The following is a 22,741-nucleotide window of genomic DNA, read 5'->3' as shown; positions in this document are numbered from 1 at the left end:
TTGATAGGAGATAAATATGACGTAGCTACAATAGCAGGCCTGGCAGCGCACAAAGACTGCCGTTTGTCGCTGCTGAGAGGGTATCAGCAGCCCATAAACGGCAGCCATTGTTCGCTTGTCGACGACTACTCGTAACGCAAAGCCTCGATCGGGTCTAGTTTCGCGGCCTTCGCGGCGGGGTAATACCCGAAGAACAAACCGATGCCCAGGGAAAAGGCCAGTGCGATCAAAACACCGCTGACCGGCGGAAGACCAGCCGCTCCGAACGCCGCCGAGCCCGCGTATCCCAGCAACCCGCCCAGCGCGACACCGATCACGCCGCCGAGAAGACAGACCATCATTGCCTCGACCACGAACTGCTGTTTGATCGCTCCGCGGGTGGCCCCCAACGCCTTGCGGATGCCAATTTCGCGGGTTCGTTCGGTCACAGACACCAGCATGATGTTCATCACACCTATGCCGCCGACCAGCAAAGAAATACCGGCGATCGCGGAGACTGCCATCGATATGTTGTTGATCACGTCATTGACCTGCTGCATGTCGTTGGAAAAGTCGGTAACGGCAGCTTCGGCTTCTTCGTCGCCCTCGTAGGCGATCTCAAAGAACTTCTCTAGCTGGCTGCGCACGACGTTCGCGTCGACTTCCGGCGCGGGGCGGAAGGAGACGCGCGCGAACCCTTCAGGCAAGTCTTCCAATTCACGGACGACCGGGTAGGGCAAATACGCGCGCGATAGAGGATCCTCGTATGCCATGATGCCCTCGCCCGAGCTGGAGCTGTACACACCAACGACGGAGATCGGGGTTTCGTAGTCAGGTGCCGCGAAGCGCAGCTCGGAGCCAAGTGCTCGTTCGGTATCGCCACTGAAGAGCTCGTCGACGGCTTTCTCCGAGATCACCCCGACCGCCCGTGAGCTCTCCACATCCTCGGCATCTATGCCACGACCAGCGACGATCTTGATATCCGAGTAGGGCAGCGAGTTCTCGTTCACGCCCTCGATGTAGGTGAGCGAGGTCGTGTCGGTGTCGGATGTCCCCACCGAGAGATCGCCCGAAGTGAAGTCGCCCTCAAACATGGAATACCCGGCCAGATTGTCGCCCAGGGTGTCCGTGGCTTGATCTAACATCTCTTCGGTGATCAGCGATTCCGGGTAATCTTCTGGCTTGAAGCTGGTCATGTATGGGTTGTCGGTGTCTTCGTCGCGCTGCTGCACGCTCACCGCAATGTCAGCCGCACCGAGGTTGGCTAAGCCGTCTACCGTTTGTGTTCGCAGCGCCGAGCCGATCGTCAGAATCGCGATCACCGAGGCAATACCTATGATCACGCCCAGCAAAGTCAGCAGCGAGCGCATTTTGTTTGCCCGCAGGCTGGAGGCGGCTAGGCGGAGGGATTCTGTGAAGTTCATGGTCGCTCCTCGCTTTCGAATAGGCCGTCTCGCATGGTCAAGACGCGATCGGTTTCCGCTGCTAGTTCCGGGTTGTGGGTGATCAGCACGATGGTGGTGCCAGCGGCGTTGAGCTCGTGGAACAAATCCATCACCATGCGCCCGGTGGCGGTATCGAGGGCGCCTGTGGGTTCGTCGGCAAGTATCAGCGAGGGCTCATTGGCCATCGCCCGCGCAATAGCGACGCGCTGTTTCTGGCCGCCGGAAAGCTCGGAAGGGTCGTGTCCCATGCGCTCGCCCATACCCATTTTGGCCAACAGGTCCTCGGCGCGAGCCGTGCGAGTGCCCGCGGGAACTCCGGCGTACATCATCGGCATCTCCACATTGCGTAGCGACGACATCCTGGGCACCAAGTTAAAGTTCTGGAACACAAAGCCGATGTTCTGGGACCGCAGCTCCGCCAGCTCCTCGTCGTTGGCGTCCAGCACATCCAGGTCGCCCAGGGTGTAAGTGCCGGTGGAAGGCCGATCGAGAAGCCCGATGATGTTCATCAGCGTTGACTTGCCCGAGCCCGACATACCCACGATGGAGACGAACTCCCCGTCCTCGATGGTGAGATCCACGCCGTGGAGCACCGTCAGCTCATTTTCTGTGCCCTGGTTGAAAGTCTTGGTGATGCCTTGCATATCAACAATGCGCATCTCTACATCCCCTGCTCTGCGTCGACAACCATGACAGGCTTGCCCACGAGTTCGCGGTAGGTCGCTGCGCGGTCAAGCACCTTGCCCTCTAGGTTGTCGCTGGTCACGGTGACGTAGAAGTTGTCGCGTGCACCCAGTTCTACTTCTTGCTTCTCGACGACTGTTTGGCCCTCGGGGTCGTCGACAAGCGTTAGGACATGTGATGTGCCGTCTTCTTCGGTAAGGATTGCGTCGCGAGGCACTGCGATGGTGGCCAGCGACTCATCGAGGATGACCTGGGCTTTCGCGGTGGAGCCGATGCGCAGGTCCGCGGTGTCGCCTTCGACGATGATCTCGATCGGGAAGGTCACGTCTGGGCTCGGTGCGGGTGCGTCCGTCATGGAAGGCTGCTCCGCGATCGGGGAAATGGTGTTGACCGCGCCGGTGAACTCCTTGTCGCCGGTGGTAGCGGTGGTGAAGCGGACTTTCTGGCCGGTGGTGACCTTGGCTACGTCTTCTTCTTTGATGCTGCCCTTGATGACCAGGCGGGAGTCGTCGGCGATCGTCATGATCGCGCCCGCCGCCGGAGCGCCGACCTGCGATTGGATTTCCGCCACGATGCCGTTGATTGGTGCGGTCAGCACGGAAGCGTTCTTGTCAGCGTAGGAGTTATCCACGGCGGTTTGCAGCGCTGTGGTGTCTTCTTCGCCTGCGGCCTTCGCTGCTGCTAGGGCGGCTTCGTCAGTTTGGATCTGGCGGTTGACCTGCGTGGTGTCTAGGCGGGCGACGGTCTGGTACTGCTGGACTTTGTCGCCGACCTCGACTGAGATCTCGGCGATCGGCGCCGGCTGCATGGTGTAAACGTCTTCGGTGACCGCAGAGGAGACCTTGCCATTCACAGTGACGGAGGTGGTGATGTCGCGGGGTGTGACTTCGTGGACATCACCGGTGGCGACGACATCTTGTGTGTCAGATGGCTTGTTCAAGAACCAGGCCACGCCGGCGCCGATCAGCGCCAGGATGATCAGGGCGGTGATGATCAGTTTGCCGCGCTTCTTCTTTTTCTTGGCGGGTTTAGCCAGTGATTTGGTTTCGGATTCTTGACTTGCCATGTCCTTCGAACTCCCTCAGTTTCAGTTATCGATTCTGCACCTAGTTAACAGTGCGGCGAGGGTTGGAGCAACCAGAATAGTGTCACTACCTGCTTGTTGTGGCCCCGGTTAGGGCCAGGGGAAACCCTGAGGAAGACCCTGAAAATGGCTGTGAAGGCGCAGGGAGGGAGGCGGTCGAAAGATCAGGGTGCGCTGGCGAGGTTTTCGTACAAACGCTGCCGTTTGTCGGTGTCTGAGTGGGCGCCGAGGCGATAAAACGGCAGCCATTGTGCGGTTTCGACAAAATGATTCCCCGCACCCCTAGAAAAGGAGCACGGGGAACTGGGGAGGAGCTAGAAGCTGCTCAGGCCCAACGCGCCGAGGAAGCGCTTGAGCATGTTGATGAGGCGCTGGAAAATGGAGTCCTTCGCAGGAGCCTCAACTGGGCTGTCTGTCTCGGAGCCCTCAACGGTGAAGGTCAGCGTCTCGGTGTAGACATTGCCGTTCACGTCGGTCGCGGTGACCTCGGCGGTGTGCTCACCGGCGGCGAGGTCCTCGGGCAGGTCGAGGGTCCACAGGCTGGAGGTTTGTTCCGCCACGGAACCGCCGTGAACAAGCTGCTCCTGGACCGCGGCTGGGTCGGAGTATTCAACGCCGCGCAGAACATCCTCGCCCGCCATGTCCTGGGTGCGCTTCGCCTCAACGGCGGCGGCGCCGTCGATGGAGACCTCAACTACGTCACCGGAGCCGCCGAACCAGAAGTTGGTGGTCAGCCAGGTCTCGGCGAGGTCTGCCTGGGAAATCGTCAATGGGTTCTCCAGTGGCTGAGCCTTGCCACCGTTTTCGCGATTCTCCGCGAACCAATCACGGTACGCCGGGGTGTTCAGGCCAAGTCCCAGCTGGGTGGACTGGTCTTCGCCGGAAACGGTGAAGAAAGATGAGATGTCGGAGCCGTTGACGTCGAGGGTCATCACGCCAGGGCGGGAACCGTCACGCGCGATTGCGGTTGGGAAACCCTTGTCAGTCATGCGACCGTTGTACCAGTCGCCGGAGATCGCACCCGCGATAACGTGGTCAAATGGCAGTTCGTCCATACCGAACAGGTCCTTCCAGCCCTTGAGGCTGTCGCCCTTACGCATGTTGGACAGTGCGTGGGTGTGGCCTGCGACGTGGATCGCATCGCGACCTTCGAGCAGAGCGTGGACCTCGTTGACCTGCTTGATCTGGTGCTGGTCCAGGGCACTATCGACGAACGACACCAGACCGATGTGCGATGCGATCACAACGACTTTGTCGTCAGGAGTGTTGGCGATGTCCTGACGGAGCCACGCCATCTGATCGTCGGTAAGCGAAGAGCGGTAGCCCTTGCCGTCTGGCTGCGGGTATTCGACCGACTCCAGCGCGATGACGTGGGCGTTTCCTACGTCGTAGGAGTAGTAGGCGGGGCCGAACTCGCGTCGGAAGGTGTCAAACTTGTGGGTCTCGTCTGGGGCGTCGAAGTCAAGATCGTGGTTGCCTGGCAGCATGCGCGCCGGGCCGTTGAGCTCGGAGGTCATGGAGCGCACGCCCTCGTAGAGGGCTAGATCGTCGCCCACGACGTCGCCGACGAACAACACGCCACAGGATGCGTAGTCATCGCGTGCTGCGAGGTCTGCAAACGCGCCCTTGCGTGCATATTCGACCTCGTCGGTGTTGTATGGCTGGATATCGCCGCCGATGATGCAGCGCTGGTCCTGCGCGGCGGTGGCTTCTGATGCCGCGAGTGGGAAATTGACCATCTCTGGCAGTGGGCCGGTTGGCGCGATGCCACCGTACTTCAGATCCGGGGAGCCTTCCGGGGAGTGGTTGTAGAAGAACTGCGCGATGTTGTTCTCGTCAACAGGGACTTGATAACCAGCTGGCTGGGTAATGAACACGGTAGTGTTCGGCTCGACGGTGATCTCGTAGCGGCCTTCAGCGTCGGTGGTGACGATCTCCTTGCCGTTGGATACGGAGACGCCTTCGATGCCGGGCTCGTTGGAGTCGTGGATGGAGTTCTTGTTCTGGTCGTCGAAGACAACACCTTCGAGGACATTGTCAGCGGGTGCCTCTTCGATTACCTCGGGGCCGCCGACGTATGCGTCGGATCCGGCGATTGGCTCTGCATGGGCAAATGGTGCAACTGTAAGGGTGCTGGCGAGGGAAATCGCAGCAAGAATTCCGATCTTGCGGGTTGGGAAAGTCATGGTGGCTCTTTCTTTTGTGCGCATGACCTCGGGCGCATGGGGACCAGATCATGCGTGCGTGCGGGAAGCGCTGGCAAGTAGCGCTGGCCCCAACCTTAGAGAAAGATATGTATATATAGTCAACATCGAGTGAAAGATCCAGACAACTTTAGGTTAAGACGCATGAAGTGGAACTTGACGCACAAACGGCAGCCGTTGTGCGAACCGCTGACTGGTCCGTGTTCCGAAGGATCGCCAGACATGCAGGGGAGCGCCGCACTGGCTTAACGACGATCCCGCCGCCGACCACAAAACGAACAATGGCTACCGTTTGTGGGGTCCGGGCACCACGGAAATCCCCACAAACGGCAGCCATTGTGCGAAAGCGACGGAAGGCCGGCCAAGGACGCTACGAAACTACAGGTACGCCGCGGGCGTGCTCGACCATTTCCTCCCACTCGACGATCTTTTTGCGCTCGCGACCAAGGATCTCGCAGCCCTCGCCGGCGCGGCGCTCGGCGTCATCAAGGCGGTACCAGCCCTCCCATGTCGTGTATGGGATCTCGCGGGATTCCAGCAGGTCAACGATGGCGGAGGGGTCGTCGTACTTGCGCGGGGAGAGTTTGCCGGCCAGGGCGTCGTCGATAAGTAGGTCGGTGGTTTCCTTGGCGTCGGACTTGGTGTTGCCGATGAGTCCGACGGGGCCGCGCTTGATCCAGCCGGTGACGTAGAGGCCGGCGTCTACCTTGCCGCGGTCGCTCGGGATGACATTGCGCTCATGGTCGAATGGCACTCCCTCGACGGGCTCGCTGCGGTAACCGATCGCGTGATAGACCGCCTGAACTGGCCAGTCGGTGAATTCGCCGGTGCCGACGACCGCGCCTGTCCCGTCGTACTCCTGGCGTTCGGTACGTAGGCCGACGATGCTTTCTCCGTCGACGAGGACCTCCACGGGTTCCTCGAAGAAGTGGATGTGCAGGGTGTGGGGCGCGTCCTTCGGTTCGCGGATCGCGTATTGCTCTAGCACCTGGCAGTTTAGGTCGAGCGACTTGTCGGAGCGGCGCGCCGCGGTGGACTGCTCGTCGTAGTCGATGTCCTCGGGTGAGACGACGACGTTGATGGTGTCGGAAAGGTCCAGTTCCTTGAGCTCTTTCGGCGTGAATTTCGCCTGCGCAGGGCCGCGTCGGCCGAACATGTGCACCTCTTCCGCCTGGTTTTTGCTTAGCGACGAATACACGTTGTCGGGGATCTCGGTGACCAAGAGTTCGTCGCCAGTTTTGGCCAGGATGCGGGCGATATCTAGGCCGACGTTGCCTACGCCGATGACGGCGACTTGGCGCGCGGAGAGGTCCCAGTCGCGTTCGAAGCGTGGGTTGCCGTCGTAGAACCCGACGAATTCGCCGGCACCGATGGAGTGCTCGCCGCCGGGGATGGTCAGGGGGCGGTCGCGGACGGCGCCGGTGGAGATGACGATGGCGTCGTAGTAGTCCTGGAGTTCGTCGATGGTGATGTCTTCGCCGACGGTGATGTTGCCAAGGAGGCGTAAGCGTGGCTTGTCTAGCACGTTGTGCAGGGATTTTACGATGCCCTTGATGCGCGGGTGGTCGGGGGCGACACCGTAGCGGATGAGGCCGAACGGTGCTGGCATCTGCTCGAAGAGGTCGACGTAGATGTCGTGTTCTTCGTTGCGGATGAGAAGGTCGGACGCGTAGATGCCGGCTGGGCCGGCGCCGATGACGGCAACTCGCAAGGACATTTCAGTGATTCCTTTCAAACTAGACTGAATGGTCTGTAAAGTTAGCAGGGGAACGGTCACTTGCCAAGCATTCCCTGAAATTAAATTCACCGCACGTGGGCGCATGATTTAACATTCATGCAGATAAAACGCCCGAGATATGCCATTTTCGGCCGGCAAAACCTCCCCCCTATTGCGGTAGACAGTTTGGTCTGGTTACCTTTCGTTCAACACTTTAGACAAGTTCTAGGAATAGACAGAGCAGTCCATTAGGAGCCTTTCCATGACTACCGTCACCGAACGCAAGCCCCGCGCCAAGAAGCCCGAGGGACAGTGGAAGATCGACGGCAACACGCCACTGAACCATGACGAGGAGGTCAAGCAGGTTGAACCCGTACTGCAGGTGAAGCAGCGCGTGATCGATACATACTCTAAGGAGGGATTCGACTCGATCCCCGCCGATGACCTTGCACCGCGCTTCAAGTGGCTCGGTATGTATACGCAGCGCAAGCAGAACCTGGGCGGCGAGCACACCGGCAAGGACAACTCCGAACTGCAGGACAAGTTCTTTATGATGCGCATCCGCTTCGACGGCGGCCGCTGCACCACCGAGCAGGCCCGCGCGGTGGGTGAAATCTCGCGCGACTGGGCGCGTTCCACCATCGACCTCACCGACCGCCAAAACATCCAGCTGCACTGGGTTGAAATCGAGAATGTGCCGGCGATCTGGGAAAAGCTGGAATCTGTCGGACTCAATACCTGGGACGGCTGCGGCGACGTCCCCCGCGTGATCCTGGGCTCCCCGGTAGCAGGCATCGCCAAGGACGAGATTATCGATGCCACCCCGGCCATCGAGGAAATCACCAACGATTACGTCCTGCGCGACGAAAACCAGAACCTGCCGCGCAAGTTCAAGTCTTCGATCTCCGGCAACGCCCGCCAGGACGTCACCCACGAGATCCAGGACCTCGCCTTCCAAGCAGTTGAGCACCCTGAACTGGGTCCCGGTTTCCAGGTCTTTGTCGGCGGTGGCTTGTCGACGAACCCCATGCTCGCCCAATCCCTCGGCGCCTTTGCCACCTTGGAGCAGGTCCCAGAGGTATGGAACGCCGTTGTCGGAATCTTCCGCGACTATGGTTTCCGCCGCCTGCGCAACCGCGCTCGCCTGAAGTTCCTCGTCGCCCAATGGGGTGCCGAGAAGTTCCGCCAGGTCCTCGAAGACGAGTACCTCGGCTATAAGCTGCCCGATGGCCCAAACCCGCCAGAGAATCCGATCTCACGCGATCACATCGGCCTGCACGAGCAAAAGGACGGCAACTTCTACCTTGGCGTGAAGCCAACCTTGGGCCACCTGTCTGGCGAGCAGCTCATCGCGGTGGCCGACCTCGCGGAATCCTATGGGCTGACCCGTCTGCGCTTCACCCCATTCAAAGAGCTGCTGTTGCTCGACATTCCAAAGGACAAGGTTGATAGCCTTACCGCCGATCTCGATTCGATGGGCCTGTACTCCAAGCCCAGCGAGTTCCGTCGCGGCCTGCTGTCGTGCACCGGCTTGGAGTACTGCAAGCTCGCGCATGTGACCACCAAGTCTCGCGCCATCGAGCTTGCCGACGAGCTGGAGGAGCGCTTTACCGACCTCGACTCGCCAATCACCATCGCGCTCAATGGCTGCCCGAACGCGTGTGCCCGAACCCAGATCGCAGACATCGGATTGAAGGGCCAGACCGTCACTGACGAGGAGGGCAACCGCGTCGAAGGCTTCCAGGTTCACCTGGGCGGCACCCTCGGTGATGGAGCCAACTTCGGTCGCAAGATCCGAGGACACAAGGTACTTTCCTCAGAGCTCACTGACTACGTCACTCGCGTGGTGCAGAACTACGTGGACAAGCGCGACGAAGGCGAGTTGTTCCGCGACTGGCTCATCCGCGCCGAAGAGGAGGACATCAAGTGAGCTTCCGCCGGGCACCCAACCCCAACAGAAACCACCCAGCGCATTGCCCCTACTGCGCGGGAGAGGATCTGTATCCCAATGAAGAAACCGACTTCGCCTGGAAATGCCACGAGTGCCTGCGCATTTTTGAGGTCAAGTATTACGGCCAAGACGATCCAGACACCCCACCGCAGCCAGCGAAATCCACCGAGCAGGCATATCAGGAATCCTTAGCCCGCCGCGGACACGACCACGTACTCAGAACAGGAGCGACGCAATGAACCTCCTCGGAGCCAGCGGAACCTACCGCGATCCCGAAGAAAGCCCCGCGGGAGTCACCACGACAGCTCCGCTTGACGACGACACCCTGCGTGCAAACCAAGAGCTCGTCGATAAGCATGCGGACGCGCTGTACAACGAAACTGCCGAAAACATTCTGGACTGGGCGCACACTCACGCGCCTGGTGCCCTCGCGGTGACGCTGAGCATGGAGAACACTGTGCTAGCCGAACTGGCAAAGGACCACTTGCCGGATGCAGACTTCCTGTTTCTCGATACCGGTTATCACTTCAAGGAGACCCTGGAGGTGGCCGATCAGGTTGAGGCGCGGTACCCGAAGCAGACGCTCGTACGTGCCACTCCGACGTTGACCAGGGCCGAGCAGGACGAGACCTACGGACTCAACCTGTATCTGACCAATCCGACTGCGTGCTGCCGCATGCGCAAGGTGGAACCGCTGGCCGTGAACCTATCGCCCTATGCGGGGTGGGTCACTGGCCTGCGTCGCGCTGACGGGCCGACGAGGGCGCAGGCACCGGCGTTGAGCTTGGACGCGACGGGCAGGCTGAAGATCTCGCCGATCATCACCTGGTCGCTGGAGGATACGGAGCGCTACATCGAAGAGCGCGACCTCATCATCCACCCCTTGACCAAGCATGGATACCCATCAATCGGGTGCGAAACATGCACGCTTCCGGTGGCCGAGGGCGAGGACCCACGCGCCGGACGATGGGCAGGACAAAACAAGACAGAATGCGGGCTTCACTCATGACACAGCTTTCACCACACCTTCAAGATTTAGAGAACGAATCGATTCACATCCTGCGTGAGGTAGCGGGGCAGTTCGATAAGATCGGCCTGCTTTTCTCCGGCGGCAAGGACTCCTGCGTCGTCTTCGAACTAGCGCGCCGCGCGTTCGCGCCTGCGGCGATGCCGATCGAGCTGCTACACGTGGACACTGGGCATAACTTCCCCGAGGTCATCGAGTTCCGCGACCGGCTCGTCGCCGAGACCGGAGCGCGACTGCGCGTGGCCGAGGTCCAGGATTGGATCGACCGTGGCGATCTTGTCGAGCGCCCCGACGGCACGCGCAATCCGCTACAAACCGTGCCACTGGTGGAGACGATCGCAGACGCCGGCTACGACGCCGTCCTCGGTGGTGCACGCCGCGACGAGGAACGCGCCCGCGCCAAGGAACGCGTCTTTTCGGTTCGCGACAGCTTCGGCGGCTGGGACCCTCGCCGCCAACGCCCTGAGCTGTGGGATTTGTACAACGGCGAAAAGCTGCCGGGGGAGAACATTCGCGTCTTTCCCATTTCCAACTGGACTGAAACTGACGTCTGGGAGTACATCGGTGCCCGCAACATCGAACTGCCGGACATCTACTTCGCCCACGACCGCGAGGTGTTCAACCGCGATGGAATGTGGCTGACCCCTGGCGAATGGGGTGGGCCGAAGGAATCAGAGGACATCGTCGTGAAGCATGTGCGCTACCGCACTGTTGGCGATATGAGCTGCACTGGTGCTGTCGAATCCGACGCCACCACCATTGAAGAGGTACTTGCAGAGATCGCAACCTCAACGCTGACCGAGCGCGGCGCCACGCGTGCCGACGACCGCCTGAGCGAATCCGCCATGGAAGACCGCAAGAAAGAGGGTTACTTCTGATGCATGACCTATCCTCCAACCACCCATTTGCCGATAGGCAAACGCTGCGCCTGTGCACCGCGGGCTCCGTTGACGACGGAAAATCCACCTTTGTCGGTCGCCTGCTGCACGACACAAAGTCAGTCCTAGCGGACCAGTTGGCTAGCGTCGAGCAGACTTCCGCCGACCGTGGCTTCGATGGTCTTGATCTGTCCCTACTGGTTGACGGCCTGCGTGCCGAGCGTGAGCAGGGCATCACCATCGACGTTGCTTATCGGTATTTCGCTACCGACAAGCGCACCTTCATCCTCGCGGACACCCCGGGTCACGTGCAGTACACCCGCAACACGGTTACGGGCATGTCCACCTCGCAGGTTGTCGTTTTGCTTATCGACGCCCGCCACGGCGTCGTCGAGCAAACCGTGCGGCACCTCAACGTGGCAGCGCTCTTGGGCGTAAAAACCGTCATTCTGGCCGTGAACAAGATCGACCTGGTGAATTTCTCCGAGGACGTATTCAACACCATCCGCGATGAATTCCTTACGCGGGCCGGTGAACTGGGCATTTCCGACGCGCGCGTGGTCCCGATCTCCGCGCTACGAGGCGACAACGTCGTCGAGCCTTCCGAGAACATGCCGTGGTACCAGGGCCAGACGGTTTTGCAGATGCTCGAAGAAGTCCCTGTCCACTCTGGCCGCGCCTTGGACCTCGATTTCCGATTCCCGATCCAATACGTGCTGCGCGAACACGCTTCCGATTATCGCGCCTACGCTGGTCGAATCACAGCCGGCAGCATCTCTGTGGGGGATGGAATTAGCGCGCCATATGGACGAACAACCACCGTCACGCATATCGACAGCTCTGATGGTGAAGTTCACAAGGCGCAGGCCGGCGACTCGGTGGCACTCCGGCTTGCCGACGATATCGACCTCGTCCGTGGCGATCTGCTCGCCGGCGGAACTAGGCCCGAGCCGGTACGCGAATTCGCTGCCACGGTAGTCGGCCTGACCGAGAAGAACATCGCGCCGGGGCAGGCGGTCAAAATCCGCTACGGCACTTCCCTGACCCGGGGTCGTGTGGCCGGTGTGGAGCGCATCGTGGACATCGATGGCAAGAACAACATCGAGGCCCCGGAGCACTTCGGCCGCAACGACATCGCGCACGTCAGCATCCAGGTGGCCAATGAGTTGCCAGTAGAGGATTACCAAGCGCGTGGTGCGGTGGGCAACTTCCTCGTCATCGATCAGGCAAGCGGAAACACGTTGGCGGCGGGGCTCGTCGGTAAGCGCCTGACATCATGACAGCGCTGATCACCCTGTCCCACGGCTCGCGCCACTCCGAAGCCGCCGACGGAATCCGGGCGTTGACCGTGGCCGCTGCCAAGCGGTTGGGAGTGGACGCGGTGGAGTCCCACCTTGACTTCACCGAGCCCACCTTGAGCGATGCCGCTGTGGCCCTGGCTCAAGCAGGCCACAGCCACGCCATCGTGGTGCCGTTGCTGTTCACCGATGCTTTCCACGCGAAAGTGGACGTGCCACACGCGCTCACCCAGGCGGAAGAGATCTCGGGGATTTCACTGAGCCTCGCAGCCACTCTCGGTCAGGGCGACGACACCGCACGGATACTGGCCACGCGAGTCCGCCAGGATGCGCCCGCAGGGGCCACCGTGGTGTTGTACCCCGTGGGCACCTCTGACACCACGGGCGCGCAAGCCACCGAAGACCTTGCCCAGCGGGTTGGGGAACTAGCAGGATTCCAGGTGCGCGTGGTGCCAGCGACAGGCACGGGCGACAACCGCGGTGCGGCAGGGCTTAGGGCGGTGGCAGAAGCCTCCGAAAACATGCACCTATTACCCTTGTTCGTCACGCACGGCACCTTGCTGGACAGCGCCGTACTTACGGTGCGTGAGCTGATGGACGACACAGGTGTCGTCGTCACACACTCAGCGCCACTGCTGCTGGATTTGGCTCCTTTGGTGGCGCGCCGCTACCGCGAGGCTGTGTCATCGCTGGTCAGCGTAGGGCGGTAACTCATGACTACGCTAATCCTGATTGCAGTGGCGGGCCTTGCCGCCCAGCTTGTCGATGGCGGACTGGGCATGGGCTTCGGCGCCACTTCGACAACCATTCTGATTCTTCTTGCGGGTCTTGGCCCTGCTCAGGCATCTGCTGTAGTGCACGCTGCCGAGCTAGGCACCACCTTGGCCAGCGGGCTGAGCCATTGGCGGTTGGGTAACGTGAACTGGCGCGTCGTCGCGGCGATCGGAATCCCCGGCGGTGTAGGGGCCTTTCTTGGCGCTACATTCCTGTCGACAATGTCCACAGAGGCGGCGCGCCCCATCATGTCGGCGGTGTTGGTCGCGATCGGGCTGAACTTGATGCTGCGCTTTTCGCGCGGTCTGACCCAGCGCACGCTGCGCCCGAAACCACACTCGAAGGGGTTCCTGGGCGGGCTCGGCTTTGTTGGTGGGTTCATCGATGCAACCGGCGGCGGAGGATGGGGTCCGGTGACCACGTCCACGCTGTTGAGCGCAGGCCGAGAGGAGCCACGCCGCATCGTCGGCACGGTAAATACGGCGGAATTCGTGGTTACTTCGGCTGCGACCTTGGGGTTTGTGCTCGGAATGTGGGACGACCTCCTTTCCAACCTGGCGGCGGTGATCGCACTCCTTGTGGGCGGGGTGATCGCGGCTCCGGTCGCCGCGTGGATCGTATCGCGCCTGAATCCCATCCTGCTCGGCGGGATCGTTGGCACGCTGATTGTGCTGTTGAACCTGCCTGTTGTTTTGAACTTTGCCTCCGTGCCTCATGCTTGGATCGCGCAAGCCGTGGTCTTGGTATCCGGGGTGGCGTTGTCAGGGACGGGTGTATATCGTGCCCGCAGGAACTCAAAAACTGCTGCGCAAGCCGAACAAAATCCTACGAAGTCGATTAGCGTAGAACCTCAACCGATAGAAAGCTAGAGAACATTGCTTACCTTCATCTTGATTGGCCTTGCAGGCTTTGCCGCCCAGCTTGTCGACGGCGGACTGGGCATGGGCTTCGGCATCACGTCGACCACCATCTTGATCGCCCTGGCAGGCCTCGGGCCCGCCCAGGCGGTCGCAGCCGTGAACGCCGCGCAGCTGGGCACCACTTTCGCCGCGGGCGTGAGCCACTGGCGCTTTGGCAACGTGAATTGGAAAGCGGCTCTGAAACTCGGCATCCCGGGCATGGTGTTGTCATTCATCGGTGCGACCGTGCTGTCGAACCTGTCGGTGGAAGCCGCGCGACCGCTCACCGGCATCATCCTCATGGGCCTTGGCATCCACCTGGTAATGCGATTCTCCCGTGGCCGCGCGCCGAAGAAGACCACGACGAAGGAACCATCCGGCGGTCTGCTGTTCGGTCTGGGGTCGGTCGGCGGATTCCTGTCCTCGACAGGTGGTGGCGGCTGGGGCCCAGTCACGATGTCCACACTGCTGACCATGGGACGCAGCGAGCCTCGCCGCATCGTCGGCACGGTATCGGCTTCTGAATTCTTGGTGTCGATCGGTGGTACCGCAGGCTTCGTCGTCAGTATGTGGGACCAGCTGGTAGAAAACGCGATGATCATTCTGGCGCTGCTCATCGGTGGTGTAGTAGCGGCACCGATCGCAGCTTTTGCTGTCTCGCGTTTGAATCCTTACCTGCTGGGCGGGCTTGTCGGCACGATGCTCGTGGTGTTGAACATCCCTGCCGTATTTGGTCCGTTGGATCTGTCGGAAACCGTATTGTGGATTATCCGCGCTGCAGTTCTGATCGTCGGATTCACCGTGACCATCGTCGGAGCGCGCCGCGCGCGGGAAAAGGCGCACGAAGTAGAGATTGTTGAAGCAGTTGATCCTGACAGGGAACGAGCCACCGAATCGGTGCATAACAGCGTCTAGACACAGTGCACGTCGATTATATTTAGTTGCCAGAAAGTGTTTATGTATATAGGAGTTTCTTGGCAATTGCTTGTAATTGGTTACTTTCCGTTGGTTTAGAGTCAATCCATTGTTAACGTGGCTCTTGTAAGTTTTCGTATCACATGAAAGGAAAGAAAACATGCTAGAAACTTCTTCCAACGTCATTGCAGTTCTTGTCAACGCTCTTGGTGAGCTCCTGCAGTTCCCATTCGAGGTTGTCGGAGCACTCTCCTCCGTAATCTAAGAATTGCTACGAAACACCCCGCCGAGTCCTCCTCGGTGGGGTTTTCTTCTGCCCGAAGCGCTTGCGAGGTAAAGCACCGCCTGGACTTGCTCTAGACTTACTGCGCATGAGCATTTTGATCGTTGCGGCGGTGCGCGCAGAAGCTGCGCGAATTACAAATCACGAGGTACTCATTACCGGAGTGGGCACCGTGCCTGCGGCGATCGCACTTACTCGTCGTTTAGCAACGGGTCCGCGGCCCGAGCGCATCGTCAACGTAGGTACCGCCGGAGCGCTTCACGATGCCCACGCGGGCGTCTACGAAATCACCGCAATCAAGAAGCATGACTTTGATTCGGCGGCTGTCGAGGGCATCACCACGCCCGTCTTCCCGCGCTGGTTCACCCTGCCCGTCACAGGTGCGTTGCCCACCGCGAATCTGGTCACCGGCGACACCTTTGTCAATGACTCCGCCCTCCGAGACCGCCTGGCTGCTGAAGCCCAGCTGGTGGACATGGAAGCCTACGCCCTGGCCGCCGCAGCAGCTACTTTCGACGTGCCCTTTACGGCGCTGAAACAGATCTCCGATTCCGCTGATGAGTCCGCAATGGAACATTGGGTGCCATCTCTTGAGCGCGCCGCCCAAGAGTTGGCCGACGCGCTCGCAATGATTACTTCCTAGTTAGTTGCTTCTGCAGTTTCCTCTTCCGCAGGGGCTTTCGCTTTACGACGACCCATCGAGCGCAAGTGTTCGCGCACCGCGTTGAACGCCTCCTGCGAGCTCAATGTCGATCCCCGCTGGGTGGAAAGCTGGATGTCGTCGGCAGTAATTTCGCCGGAACGAAGCGACACCATCTCAGCGTGGTAACGCAGCCACACAGCGGCGACAGCGGCGACTGGAACTGCCAAGAAAGCGCCGAGGATGCCGAATAGCGTAGAACCCACGGCCACGGAGAGCAGCACAATTGCTGCGTGAAGGCCCATGGCCTTCGACTGAAGCAGTGGCTGCAAGACATTGCCCTCGATCTGCTGGACAGCGATGATCAGGACCAAGACGATGACCGCAGACGTAAACCCTTGTGAGACCAATGCGATGATCACCGCTAACGCTCCTGCAGAAAACGCACCGATAATCGGGATAAAGCCCGCGAAGAAGGTGATTACAGCAAGAGCGAGCGCCAGTGGAATCTGCAAGATAACCAGACCGATACCGATGAAGAACGCATCGACAAAGGACACCAATGCCTGGGTGCGGATGAACCCGGCGAGAGTGTTCCACGAACGCATCGAAACCTCGGTGATGTGGAATCCTGCCTTTTCGCCAACATACTTGCGCACCCACGGCAGGAATCCGTCGCCATCTTTAAGGAAGAAGAATACGAGGACCAGCATCAAGACCACCGTGGTGGCGATGCTCGTGGCAGCGGAGACACCCGACATGACACCCGACGCGATGTTGGAAGCCTGGCCCGAGACGAAATCTTGGAGCTCGCTAATCGCCTTATCGATCTGCGTTGTGTCAATCTTGATCGGCCCGGTTTCTAGGTAGCGCAGGATTTGCTCGATGCCGGCCTCTGCTTGCACCGCAAGATCCTTTGACTGGCGCGCGATAGTCGGCGCCATTGCAGCGAAGATGCCGAAGATGATGCCGAAGAATCCGACAATCACCAGCAATACCGCCAGCGCGGCAGGAATTTTGCGGTTGCGTAGGAATCGCACCGCAGGCCAAAGCACGGTGGCAAAGATCAGCGCCAGCATCGCTGGGAGGAGTCCAACCCAGATGTAACCAAGGAGGTGCCATAGGATGAATGCGGCTACCGCGACGATGATAAAGCGTAGGGCCCAGCCGGCGATTGACTTGGCATCGTGTGCCAGGATTGTGGAACGGTCGATCATCTCGTCGGACGTGCCTAAGCCGGTGTCGCCCACGGCTGTGGAACCAGCAAGCTCTTGTGGATCGCTATCCACAACTTCGGAAAGGGAATCGTGCAGGTCTTTTTCAGTCACAATTGACCATAGTGCCAGATGAATGGTGCCAAAACCTGAGCGTGCGCTGCAAATTGTCTTCCCATCCATGAAGATAGGTACATGCATGTGACCGCGTTGAGCACCGTCCCTCCCGCTGACCCGCGGTTTTCCCGTTGCGCGCCCGAACGAGTGGCCGAACTGATCGGGATGCTCGCCGATGCAGGATTGACCGTCACCAGCCCGAATATTTCCACGACGCATCCCCTTGCGCGTTTGGTCACGAGAGTCGCCGCAATCTACGAGTACGAGCGCTCTAACGCCTACACTGCGTCCCAGCTCGCCGAGTTTTCTTCGCTTGCCGACGAAGGGCCCGTCGTCTTTCAAATTGGCAACGGGCCCCTGCGCAATGTCGATGGCGAAAACCTCCAAGCCCCCGGGATGGAGGTCAAACTGCCGGTGGCCGCGGATGCTTATCGGCGCAGGTATTCGTCGATAAGCGCGCTGAGCCAACAGGGACTGGATGTGGATAGTTCTGTGCCTCCGGTGATTGGTGCGGCGGAGGCTGTGCTGCGGCCCGCGGGCGAGATCGAACGGATGCAGCGTGCGCACGCAACGGTGGGGCACATCGCGGCCGAATTGGCTTTGGGGGAGGCGCCGGAAACTGATGATGTGGTGGCGGTGGACCGCGCGCTATTGACGGTGCGGGAAAAGCAGTTCCTGCAGGACGTGGGGAGTCTGCTGGTGCCGGGAAGAAAATTCGAGATGAGCGAGGCGCTCCAAGAAAGAGCTTGGTTGCATCTGGAGTCGGTTGCGGCTGCGGAAGCTCTTGCTTGGGCGATTGGAAACGCGGAGGTTCCGGAGGGGCGACTGCGTGCGATTTCCTGCGAGCCAGTGGCATGGATGATGGGTGCGCCCGCGACTGGGAATGCTGTGGTGCGCTCGCTAGAAGACATCCTCGACGCCTTTGACTTAAACCATTTGGTGCATCACTCCGCGCCCGATTGGGTGGGTTCGGAAGGTGCGCGCATGGCGGCCGGGTGGAACCGCGCGCTTGGATGGGCACTGTGGCCGAAGGGTGAATGGGGTCAAAGTGAGCGGGTTATTTAGCTATTCGGGCTTTCCACGGTAAAGAGTTAGTAACGGTTTCTGCGCATCCCGAATCGTTTTGACCTGCGCAAATCAATGAAGTTGAGTCTGTGTGGAATAACTTTGAGGCCGCTAAAGTTATATGAGTTGAGTGTATCGGACTCAAGGTGTTTGACTCCCTGTGTTACAGTGGTTTCAGAAGTTGAGCCGATGGCAATCAACTTAAAACAAGCATCAATCTAAACAGGAGGAAACATTATGGGACGCGCAGTAGGTATTGACCTTGGTACCACGAACTCGGTTGTATCGGTTCTGGAAGGTGGCGAGCCAGTAGTTATCGCCAACTCCGAGGGTGCACGCACCACCCCGTCTGTCGTTGCGTTTGCAAAAAACGGCGAAATTCTTGTTGGACAGTCGGCAAAGAACCAGGCTGTTACCAACGTTGACCGCACCATCCGCTCCGTCAAGCGCCACATGGGCACCGACTGGAGCACCGAAATCGATGGCAAGAAGTACACCCCACAGGAAATCTCTGCACGCACGCTGATGAAGCTGAAGCGCGACGCTGAGACCTACCTGGGCGACGAAGTGACCGACGCGGTGATCACCGTGCCTGCGTACTTCGAGGACGCACAGCGCCAGGCAACCAAGGAAGCTGGCCAGATCGCAGGCCTCAACGTTCTGCGTATTGTCAACGAGCCAACCGCAGCTGCCCTAGCATACGGCCTGGAAAAGGGCGAGAAGGAACAGACCATCCTCGTCTTCGACCTTGGTGGCGGCACCTTCGACGTCTCCCTACTTGAGATCGGCGACGGCGTCGTCGAGGTTCTGGCAACCGCAGGTGACAACGAGCTCGGTGGCGACGACTGGGATCAGCGCATCGTTGACTGGCTCGTAGAGAAGTTCAAGTCTGCCAACGGCATCGACCTGACCAAGGACAAGATGGCTCTGCAGCGTCTTCGTGAGGCAGCAGAGAAGGCAAAGATTGAGCTTTCTTCCTCCCAGCAGGCATCCATCAACCTGCCTTACATCACCGTCGACTCCGAAAAGAACCCACTGTTCTTGGATGAGACCCTGACCCGCACCGAGTTCCAGAAGATCACTTCTGACCTGCTCGAGCGCACCAAGGCTCCGTTCAACCAGGTGATCAAGGACGCAGGTATGGGCGTCAACGACATTGACCACGTAGTCATGGTCGGTGGCTCCACCCGTATGCCAGCTGTGACCGACATGGTCAAGGACCTCACCGGCGGCAAGGAACCAAACAAGGGCGTCAACCCAGACGAGGTTGTTGCACTTGGTGCAGCACTGCAGGCTGGTGTCCTGCGCGGCGACGTCAAGGACGTCCTGCTTCTCGACGTCACCCCGCTCTCCCTGGGTATTGAGACCAAGGGTGGCGTGATGACCAAGCTGATCGAGCGCAACACCACCATCCCAACCAAGCGTTCCGAGACCTTCACCACCGCGGAAGACAACCAGCCTTCCGTACAGATCCAGGTTTTCCAGGGCGAGCGTGAAATGGCTTCTGCGAACACCCTGCTTGGCTCCTTCGAGCTCGGCGGCATCGCACCAGCTCCACGTGGCATCCCACAGATCGAGGTCACCTTCGACATCGACGCCAACGGCATCGTCTCCGTTTCTGCGAAGGACAAGGGCACCGGCAAGGAAAACACGATCACCATCCAGGACGGCTCCAAGCTGTCTCAGGAAGAGATCGATCGCATGATCAAGGATGCTGAGGAGCACGCTGCAGAGGATAAGGCACGTCGCGAGGAGCAGGAAACCCGCAACAACGCCGAATCCATGGCCTACCAGACTCGTAAGTTCCTGGAGGAGAACTCTGACAAGGTCTCCGAGGACATCAAGGAGAAGGTCACCGCAGCAGCAGACAAGGTCGACGAAGCGCTGAAGGGCGACGACATCGAGGCCATCAAGACCGCTGTTGAGGAGCTTTCCACCGAGTCCCAGGAGATGGGCAAGGCAATCTACGAGGCTGAGGCAAACACCGGTGCAACCCAGGCTGAGCCAGGTGCGGATGCAGCTGCCGACGACAATGTTGTCGACGCTGAGGTAGTCGAAGAGGAAGACACCAAGGACGGTGACTCCAAGTAATGACTACCAACAATCCAATGCCGGACGACCCGGGCAACCCGGAGAACACCGACACCGAAGGCATTACCCCGGAGCAGGCAGAAGGCCTTGCCGACGAGGCGCAGCAGGCTCAAGAAGTCGAGATTGACCCCGAGCTCGAAGCGGAAATCGACGAAGCACTCGCTGATATCGAACCCGACGTAGACGGCAACGGCGAAATCTCCGACCTTGAGGCCCAGCTAGCTGAGCGCACCGAGGATCTGCAGCGTGTTTCCGCGGAATACGCCAACTATCGACGACGTACCGAGCGCGAGCGCGGCGAGATCGTCGACAATGCAAAGGCAAAGGTTGTCACCCAACTGCTGCCACTGCTTGATGATCTTGATCTGGCGAAGCAGCACGGCGACCTCGAAGAGGGCCCGCTCCGGGCTTTCGCTGACAAGCTGATCGCAATCTTGCAGGGCCAGAAGCTTGAAGAGTTCGGCACTGAAGGTGAAGATTTCGATCCAGAGATCCACGAGGCAGTCCAAGACTTGTCGACTGGTGAGGACAAAGCCCTAGGCACTGTGCTGCGTAAGGGCTACCGCCTAGGCGACCGTCTGATTCGCAACGCAATGGTGATCATCGCTGATCCTGTCGCGGGCGCGGGCGAGGGCTCCACGGCGGAATCCTCCGAGGCGAGCGAGTAACAATGCGCAAGGTGATGGCCGGGGCAAGGCAAGAGTGCTTTACCCCGGCCATTGCTGGCAAGCTACAACTTCATAGATTTAGCGATCTTTAAACAAAAATACTTAGTCATATTAGTTAGAGATTTTCCACAGAAAGGAGGAGGTGTCCCGTGGCGATGAACCGTGAATGGGCAGATAAGGACTATTACGCGGACCTAGGGGTCTCCTCGTCCGCATCGGCAGACGAAATTAAGAAGGCATATCGCAAGCTCGCACGAGCAAACCACCCCGACAGTAATCCGGGGGATACCAAAGCGGAGGAGCGCTTCAAAAAAGTTGCCGAGGCGTACGACGTTCTGGGCGACGCGAAGACCAGGAAAGAGTACGACCAGCTGAAATCCATGATCGGAAAGGGAGGTCTAGGGGGATTCCCCGGTGGGTTTCGCCACACGACGGCGGAAGACTTCGACATCTCCGACATCTTCGGATCGGGAACCGGATCCGGTGGAGGATTTTCTGAGGACAGCGGTTTTGGTGACATCTTCGGCGGCATCTTTAATCGTGGCGGCGGTGCTGGCAGGGCAGCTCGGCCGACGCGGGGGGCCGACGTCGAAACGCACATTACGCTAGATTTCCGCGAAGCAGCCAAGGGCACGACCATCCCTCTCGAGCTCTCCGGTAACGCCCCATGTACTACCTGTCACGGCTCCGGGTCCCGATCAGGACAACCGAAGAAGTGTACCGAGTGCCAGGGCAGCGGCTTCGTCAGCGAGCAAAAGGGCGCATTCGGCATGTCGCGTCCGTGCGCAAAGTGCTCCGGTAGCGGGCAGTTTATCGACGACCCGTGCGGCACGTGCGCAGGCTCCGGCACAGTGCATCGCACTCGGTCGATTACCGTGCGCATCCCCGCTGGCGTGATCGATGGCCAAAAGGTTCGACTTGCTGGCCAAGGTGAAGCGGGCCCGAACGGCACCCCCGCCGGTGATCTCTTTGTCTCGGTGACGGTTCGCCCAGACAAGGTATTCACCCGCACTGGCGATGACTTGGAAGTGACTGTACCCGTCGCCTTCTCTGAGCTTGCGTTGGGGGGAACGATCACCGTGCCTACCTTGGACAACCACGTCAAGGTCAAGGTGCCCGCTGGTACGCCGAATGGTCGCACGTTGCGTGTGCGTGGCCGCGGGGTGCCGAAGAAGTCGGGCAACGCTGGCGACCTTTTGGTCACCGTGGAAGTGCAAGTACCAAAGGATCTTGATCCCGCTGCGACAACAGCTTTGCGAACCTATGCTCAGGCTGAGAAGGATTCAGGTTTCGATCCTCGCGCCGGGTGGGCGGGAGCAAGGTAAGAAAAGCAGGGAGGTGAAACCACAATGGCTGATCAGAAGCAGAAAAAGGAAGAGTTCTACGTCATCTCGGTGGCAGCAGAACTCACAGGAATGCACGCCCAGACGCTGCGGACCTACGACCGGCTCGGCTTGGTATCGCCTGCGCGAACCTCAGGAGGTGGACGCCGCTATTCGCGTCGCGACATCTCTCTCTTGCGGCGGATCCAGCAACTCTCGCAAGAAGAGGGTGTAAACCTTGCCGGTATCAAGACGATCATCGAACTCACCGACGAAATCGAAGACCTGCAAAGCCGCCTCGAGTACGCGGAGGAAGAAAACCGTGAGCTGAAACAGAAGCTCTCTAGCGGGCCTCGACCAGGCGGCGAGCTCGTCCACGTTCCACGGTCTACCGCCGTGGTGATGTGGAACCCTCGTCGCGGGCGCGGGAGTCGTCGAAACGGGCAAGGCTAGCCGGGAATTAGTTTCCGGGGGTAGGGCGCGGTG

The 22,741-nt window shown here is 59.8% G+C and carries 20 protein-coding genes; 14 read left to right on the top strand and 6 right to left on the bottom strand.

Features of this window, described 5'->3' with window-relative positions; translation table 11 throughout:
* Window positions 1-125: 125 nt before the first annotated feature.
* From QP027_RS10245 to QP027_RS10225, 5 genes are all read right to left on the bottom strand, one after another.
* A complete protein-coding gene (locus QP027_RS10245) occupies window positions 126-1,403 on the bottom strand; it encodes an ABC transporter permease (protein ID WP_284824596.1) in 1,278 nt (425 codons plus the stop codon).
* The gene (locus QP027_RS10240; RefSeq protein ID WP_284824593.1) at window positions 1,400-2,083 is read right to left on the bottom strand and encodes an ABC transporter ATP-binding protein; all 684 of its coding nucleotides are present in this window, start codon (window positions 2,081-2,083) and stop codon (window positions 1,400-1,402) included. The genes QP027_RS10245 and QP027_RS10240 overlap by 4 nt, the downstream gene beginning before the upstream one ends.
* Before the next feature lie 2 nt (window positions 2,084-2,085).
* Window positions 2,086-3,174: an efflux RND transporter periplasmic adaptor subunit gene (locus QP027_RS10235; RefSeq protein WP_284824591.1), complete on the bottom strand. Its 1,089-nt coding sequence runs from the start codon at window positions 3,172-3,174 to the stop codon at window positions 2,086-2,088.
* A 332-nt stretch (window positions 3,175-3,506) separates the two neighbouring features.
* On the bottom strand, window positions 3,507-5,378 hold the full coding sequence (locus QP027_RS10230) for a calcineurin-like phosphoesterase C-terminal domain-containing protein (RefSeq protein WP_284824588.1): 1,872 nt from the start codon (window positions 5,376-5,378) through the stop codon (window positions 3,507-3,509).
* A gap of 388 nt (window positions 5,379-5,766) precedes the next feature.
* Window positions 5,767-7,113: an FAD-dependent oxidoreductase gene (locus QP027_RS10225; protein WP_284824586.1), complete on the bottom strand. Its 1,347-nt coding sequence runs from the start codon at window positions 7,111-7,113 to the stop codon at window positions 5,767-5,769.
* 262 nt (window positions 7,114-7,375) lie between these two features.
* On the opposite strand from QP027_RS10225, the gene QP027_RS10220 reads away from it, so the two are divergent.
* From QP027_RS10220 to QP027_RS10180, 9 genes are all read left to right on the top strand, one after another.
* Window positions 7,376-9,043 carry a nitrite/sulfite reductase gene (locus tag QP027_RS10220; protein WP_284824584.1) on the top strand — a complete coding sequence of 556 codons (1,668 nt, stop codon included), beginning with the start codon at window positions 7,376-7,378 and terminating at the stop codon, window positions 9,041-9,043.
* Window positions 9,040-9,303, top strand: a complete 264-nt coding sequence (locus tag QP027_RS10215; protein ID WP_284824582.1) for a hypothetical protein — start codon at window positions 9,040-9,042, stop codon at window positions 9,301-9,303. Before QP027_RS10220 ends, QP027_RS10215 begins: the two co-directional genes overlap by 4 nt.
* The gene (locus QP027_RS10210; protein WP_284824581.1) at window positions 9,300-10,073 is read left to right on the top strand and encodes a phosphoadenylyl-sulfate reductase; all 774 of its coding nucleotides are present in this window, start codon (window positions 9,300-9,302) and stop codon (window positions 10,071-10,073) included. Before QP027_RS10215 ends, QP027_RS10210 begins: the two co-directional genes overlap by 4 nt.
* A complete protein-coding gene (gene cysD / locus QP027_RS10205) occupies window positions 10,070-10,969 on the top strand; it encodes a sulfate adenylyltransferase subunit CysD (RefSeq protein WP_284824579.1) in 900 nt (299 codons plus the stop codon). The genes QP027_RS10210 and cysD overlap by 4 nt, the downstream gene beginning before the upstream one ends.
* Window positions 10,969-12,249 (top strand): sulfate adenylyltransferase subunit 1, encoded by a 1,281-nt coding sequence (locus QP027_RS10200; protein WP_284824577.1) that lies wholly within the window; start codon window positions 10,969-10,971, stop codon window positions 12,247-12,249. Before cysD ends, QP027_RS10200 begins: the two co-directional genes overlap by 1 nt.
* Complete coding sequence (locus QP027_RS10195) at window positions 12,246-12,977, top strand: sirohydrochlorin chelatase (RefSeq protein WP_284824575.1); 732 nt, start codon at window positions 12,246-12,248, stop codon at window positions 12,975-12,977. The genes QP027_RS10200 and QP027_RS10195 overlap by 4 nt, the downstream gene beginning before the upstream one ends.
* A 3-nt stretch (window positions 12,978-12,980) precedes the next feature.
* Window positions 12,981-13,910 (top strand): sulfite exporter TauE/SafE family protein, encoded by a 930-nt coding sequence (locus QP027_RS10190; protein ID WP_284824573.1) that lies wholly within the window; start codon window positions 12,981-12,983, stop codon window positions 13,908-13,910.
* 6 nt (window positions 13,911-13,916) lie between these two features.
* Window positions 13,917-14,855, top strand: a complete 939-nt coding sequence (locus QP027_RS10185) for a sulfite exporter TauE/SafE family protein (protein ID WP_284824571.1) — start codon at window positions 13,917-13,919, stop codon at window positions 14,853-14,855.
* Window positions 14,856-15,226: 371 nt separating this feature from the next.
* Window positions 15,227-15,781 carry a nucleosidase gene (locus tag QP027_RS10180; protein WP_284824570.1) on the top strand — a complete coding sequence of 185 codons (555 nt, stop codon included), beginning with the start codon at window positions 15,227-15,229 and terminating at the stop codon, window positions 15,779-15,781.
* On the opposite strand, the gene QP027_RS10175 is transcribed toward QP027_RS10180, so the two are convergent.
* Window positions 15,778-17,106: an AI-2E family transporter gene (locus tag QP027_RS10175; protein WP_284824568.1), complete on the bottom strand. Its 1,329-nt coding sequence runs from the start codon at window positions 17,104-17,106 to the stop codon at window positions 15,778-15,780. The two genes, QP027_RS10180 and QP027_RS10175, sit on opposite strands and share 4 nt — an antisense overlap.
* A gap of 81 nt (window positions 17,107-17,187) precedes the next feature.
* Here QP027_RS10175 and QP027_RS10170 point away from each other — a divergent pair, with 81 nt between their 5' ends.
* The 5 genes from QP027_RS10170 to QP027_RS10150 all read left to right on the top strand — a co-directional run bounded on the left by QP027_RS10170 (window position 17,188) and on the right by QP027_RS10150 (window position 22,708).
* The gene (locus QP027_RS10170) at window positions 17,188-18,174 is read left to right on the top strand and encodes a DUF4272 domain-containing protein (protein WP_284824566.1); all 987 of its coding nucleotides are present in this window, start codon (window positions 17,188-17,190) and stop codon (window positions 18,172-18,174) included.
* Between the two features lie 237 nt (window positions 18,175-18,411).
* Window positions 18,412-20,265 carry a molecular chaperone DnaK gene (gene dnaK, locus QP027_RS10165; protein WP_284824564.1) on the top strand — a complete coding sequence of 618 codons (1,854 nt, stop codon included), beginning with the start codon at window positions 18,412-18,414 and terminating at the stop codon, window positions 20,263-20,265.
* Window positions 20,265-20,933: a nucleotide exchange factor GrpE gene (gene grpE / locus QP027_RS10160; RefSeq protein WP_284824562.1), complete on the top strand. Its 669-nt coding sequence runs from the start codon at window positions 20,265-20,267 to the stop codon at window positions 20,931-20,933. The genes dnaK and grpE overlap by 1 nt, the downstream gene beginning before the upstream one ends.
* A gap of 149 nt (window positions 20,934-21,082) precedes the next feature.
* Window positions 21,083-22,258 (top strand): molecular chaperone DnaJ, encoded by a 1,176-nt coding sequence (gene dnaJ / locus QP027_RS10155; protein ID WP_284824560.1) that lies wholly within the window; start codon window positions 21,083-21,085, stop codon window positions 22,256-22,258.
* A 24-nt stretch (window positions 22,259-22,282) separates the two neighbouring features.
* Window positions 22,283-22,708, top strand: coding sequence for a heat shock protein transcriptional repressor HspR (locus tag QP027_RS10150; RefSeq protein WP_284824557.1), 426 nt, complete (start codon window positions 22,283-22,285; stop codon window positions 22,706-22,708).
* Window positions 22,709-22,741: the final 33 nt, after the last annotated feature.

Origin of the sequence: Corynebacterium breve, assembly GCF_030252165.1 — a bacterium.
Lineage (GTDB): Bacteria > Actinomycetota > Actinomycetes > Mycobacteriales > Mycobacteriaceae > Corynebacterium > Corynebacterium breve.
The sequence above is the reverse complement of the archived record's forward strand: the minus strand, read 5'-3'. Positions and strand labels throughout refer to the sequence as shown.

What these genes read in the sequence shown, in the direction of transcription:
- QP027_RS10240 (WP_284824593.1), bottom strand. Translation starts at nt 2,083, where the DNA reads ATGCGCATTGTTGATATGCAAGGCATCACCAAGACTTTCAACCAGGGC.
- QP027_RS10180 (WP_284824570.1), top strand. Translation starts at nt 15,227, where the DNA reads ATGAGCATTTTGATCGTTGCGGCGGTGCGCGCAGAAGCTGCGCGAATT.
- QP027_RS10200 (WP_284824577.1), top strand. Translation starts at nt 10,969, where the DNA reads ATGCATGACCTATCCTCCAACCACCCATTTGCCGATAGGCAAACGCTG.
- QP027_RS10245 (WP_284824596.1), bottom strand. Translation starts at nt 1,403, where the DNA reads ATGAACTTCACAGAATCCCTCCGCCTAGCCGCCTCCAGCCTGCGGGCA.
- grpE (WP_284824562.1), top strand. Translation starts at nt 20,265, where the DNA reads ATGACTACCAACAATCCAATGCCGGACGACCCGGGCAACCCGGAGAAC.
- QP027_RS10230 (WP_284824588.1), bottom strand. Translation starts at nt 5,378, where the DNA reads ATGACTTTCCCAACCCGCAAGATCGGAATTCTTGCTGCGATTTCCCTC.
- cysD (WP_284824579.1), top strand. Translation starts at nt 10,070, where the DNA reads ATGACACAGCTTTCACCACACCTTCAAGATTTAGAGAACGAATCGATT.
- QP027_RS10170 (WP_284824566.1), top strand. Translation starts at nt 17,188, where the DNA reads ATGCATGTGACCGCGTTGAGCACCGTCCCTCCCGCTGACCCGCGGTTT.
- QP027_RS10195 (WP_284824575.1), top strand. Translation starts at nt 12,246, where the DNA reads ATGACAGCGCTGATCACCCTGTCCCACGGCTCGCGCCACTCCGAAGCC.
- QP027_RS10190 (WP_284824573.1), top strand. Translation starts at nt 12,981, where the DNA reads ATGACTACGCTAATCCTGATTGCAGTGGCGGGCCTTGCCGCCCAGCTT.
- QP027_RS10220 (WP_284824584.1), top strand. Translation starts at nt 7,376, where the DNA reads ATGACTACCGTCACCGAACGCAAGCCCCGCGCCAAGAAGCCCGAGGGA.
- dnaK (WP_284824564.1), top strand. Translation starts at nt 18,412, where the DNA reads ATGGGACGCGCAGTAGGTATTGACCTTGGTACCACGAACTCGGTTGTA.
- QP027_RS10210 (WP_284824581.1), top strand. Translation starts at nt 9,300, where the DNA reads ATGAACCTCCTCGGAGCCAGCGGAACCTACCGCGATCCCGAAGAAAGC.
- QP027_RS10225 (WP_284824586.1), bottom strand. Translation starts at nt 7,113, where the DNA reads ATGTCCTTGCGAGTTGCCGTCATCGGCGCCGGCCCAGCCGGCATCTAC.
- QP027_RS10150 (WP_284824557.1), top strand. Translation starts at nt 22,283, where the DNA reads ATGGCTGATCAGAAGCAGAAAAAGGAAGAGTTCTACGTCATCTCGGTG.
- QP027_RS10235 (WP_284824591.1), bottom strand. Translation starts at nt 3,174, where the DNA reads ATGGCAAGTCAAGAATCCGAAACCAAATCACTGGCTAAACCCGCCAAG.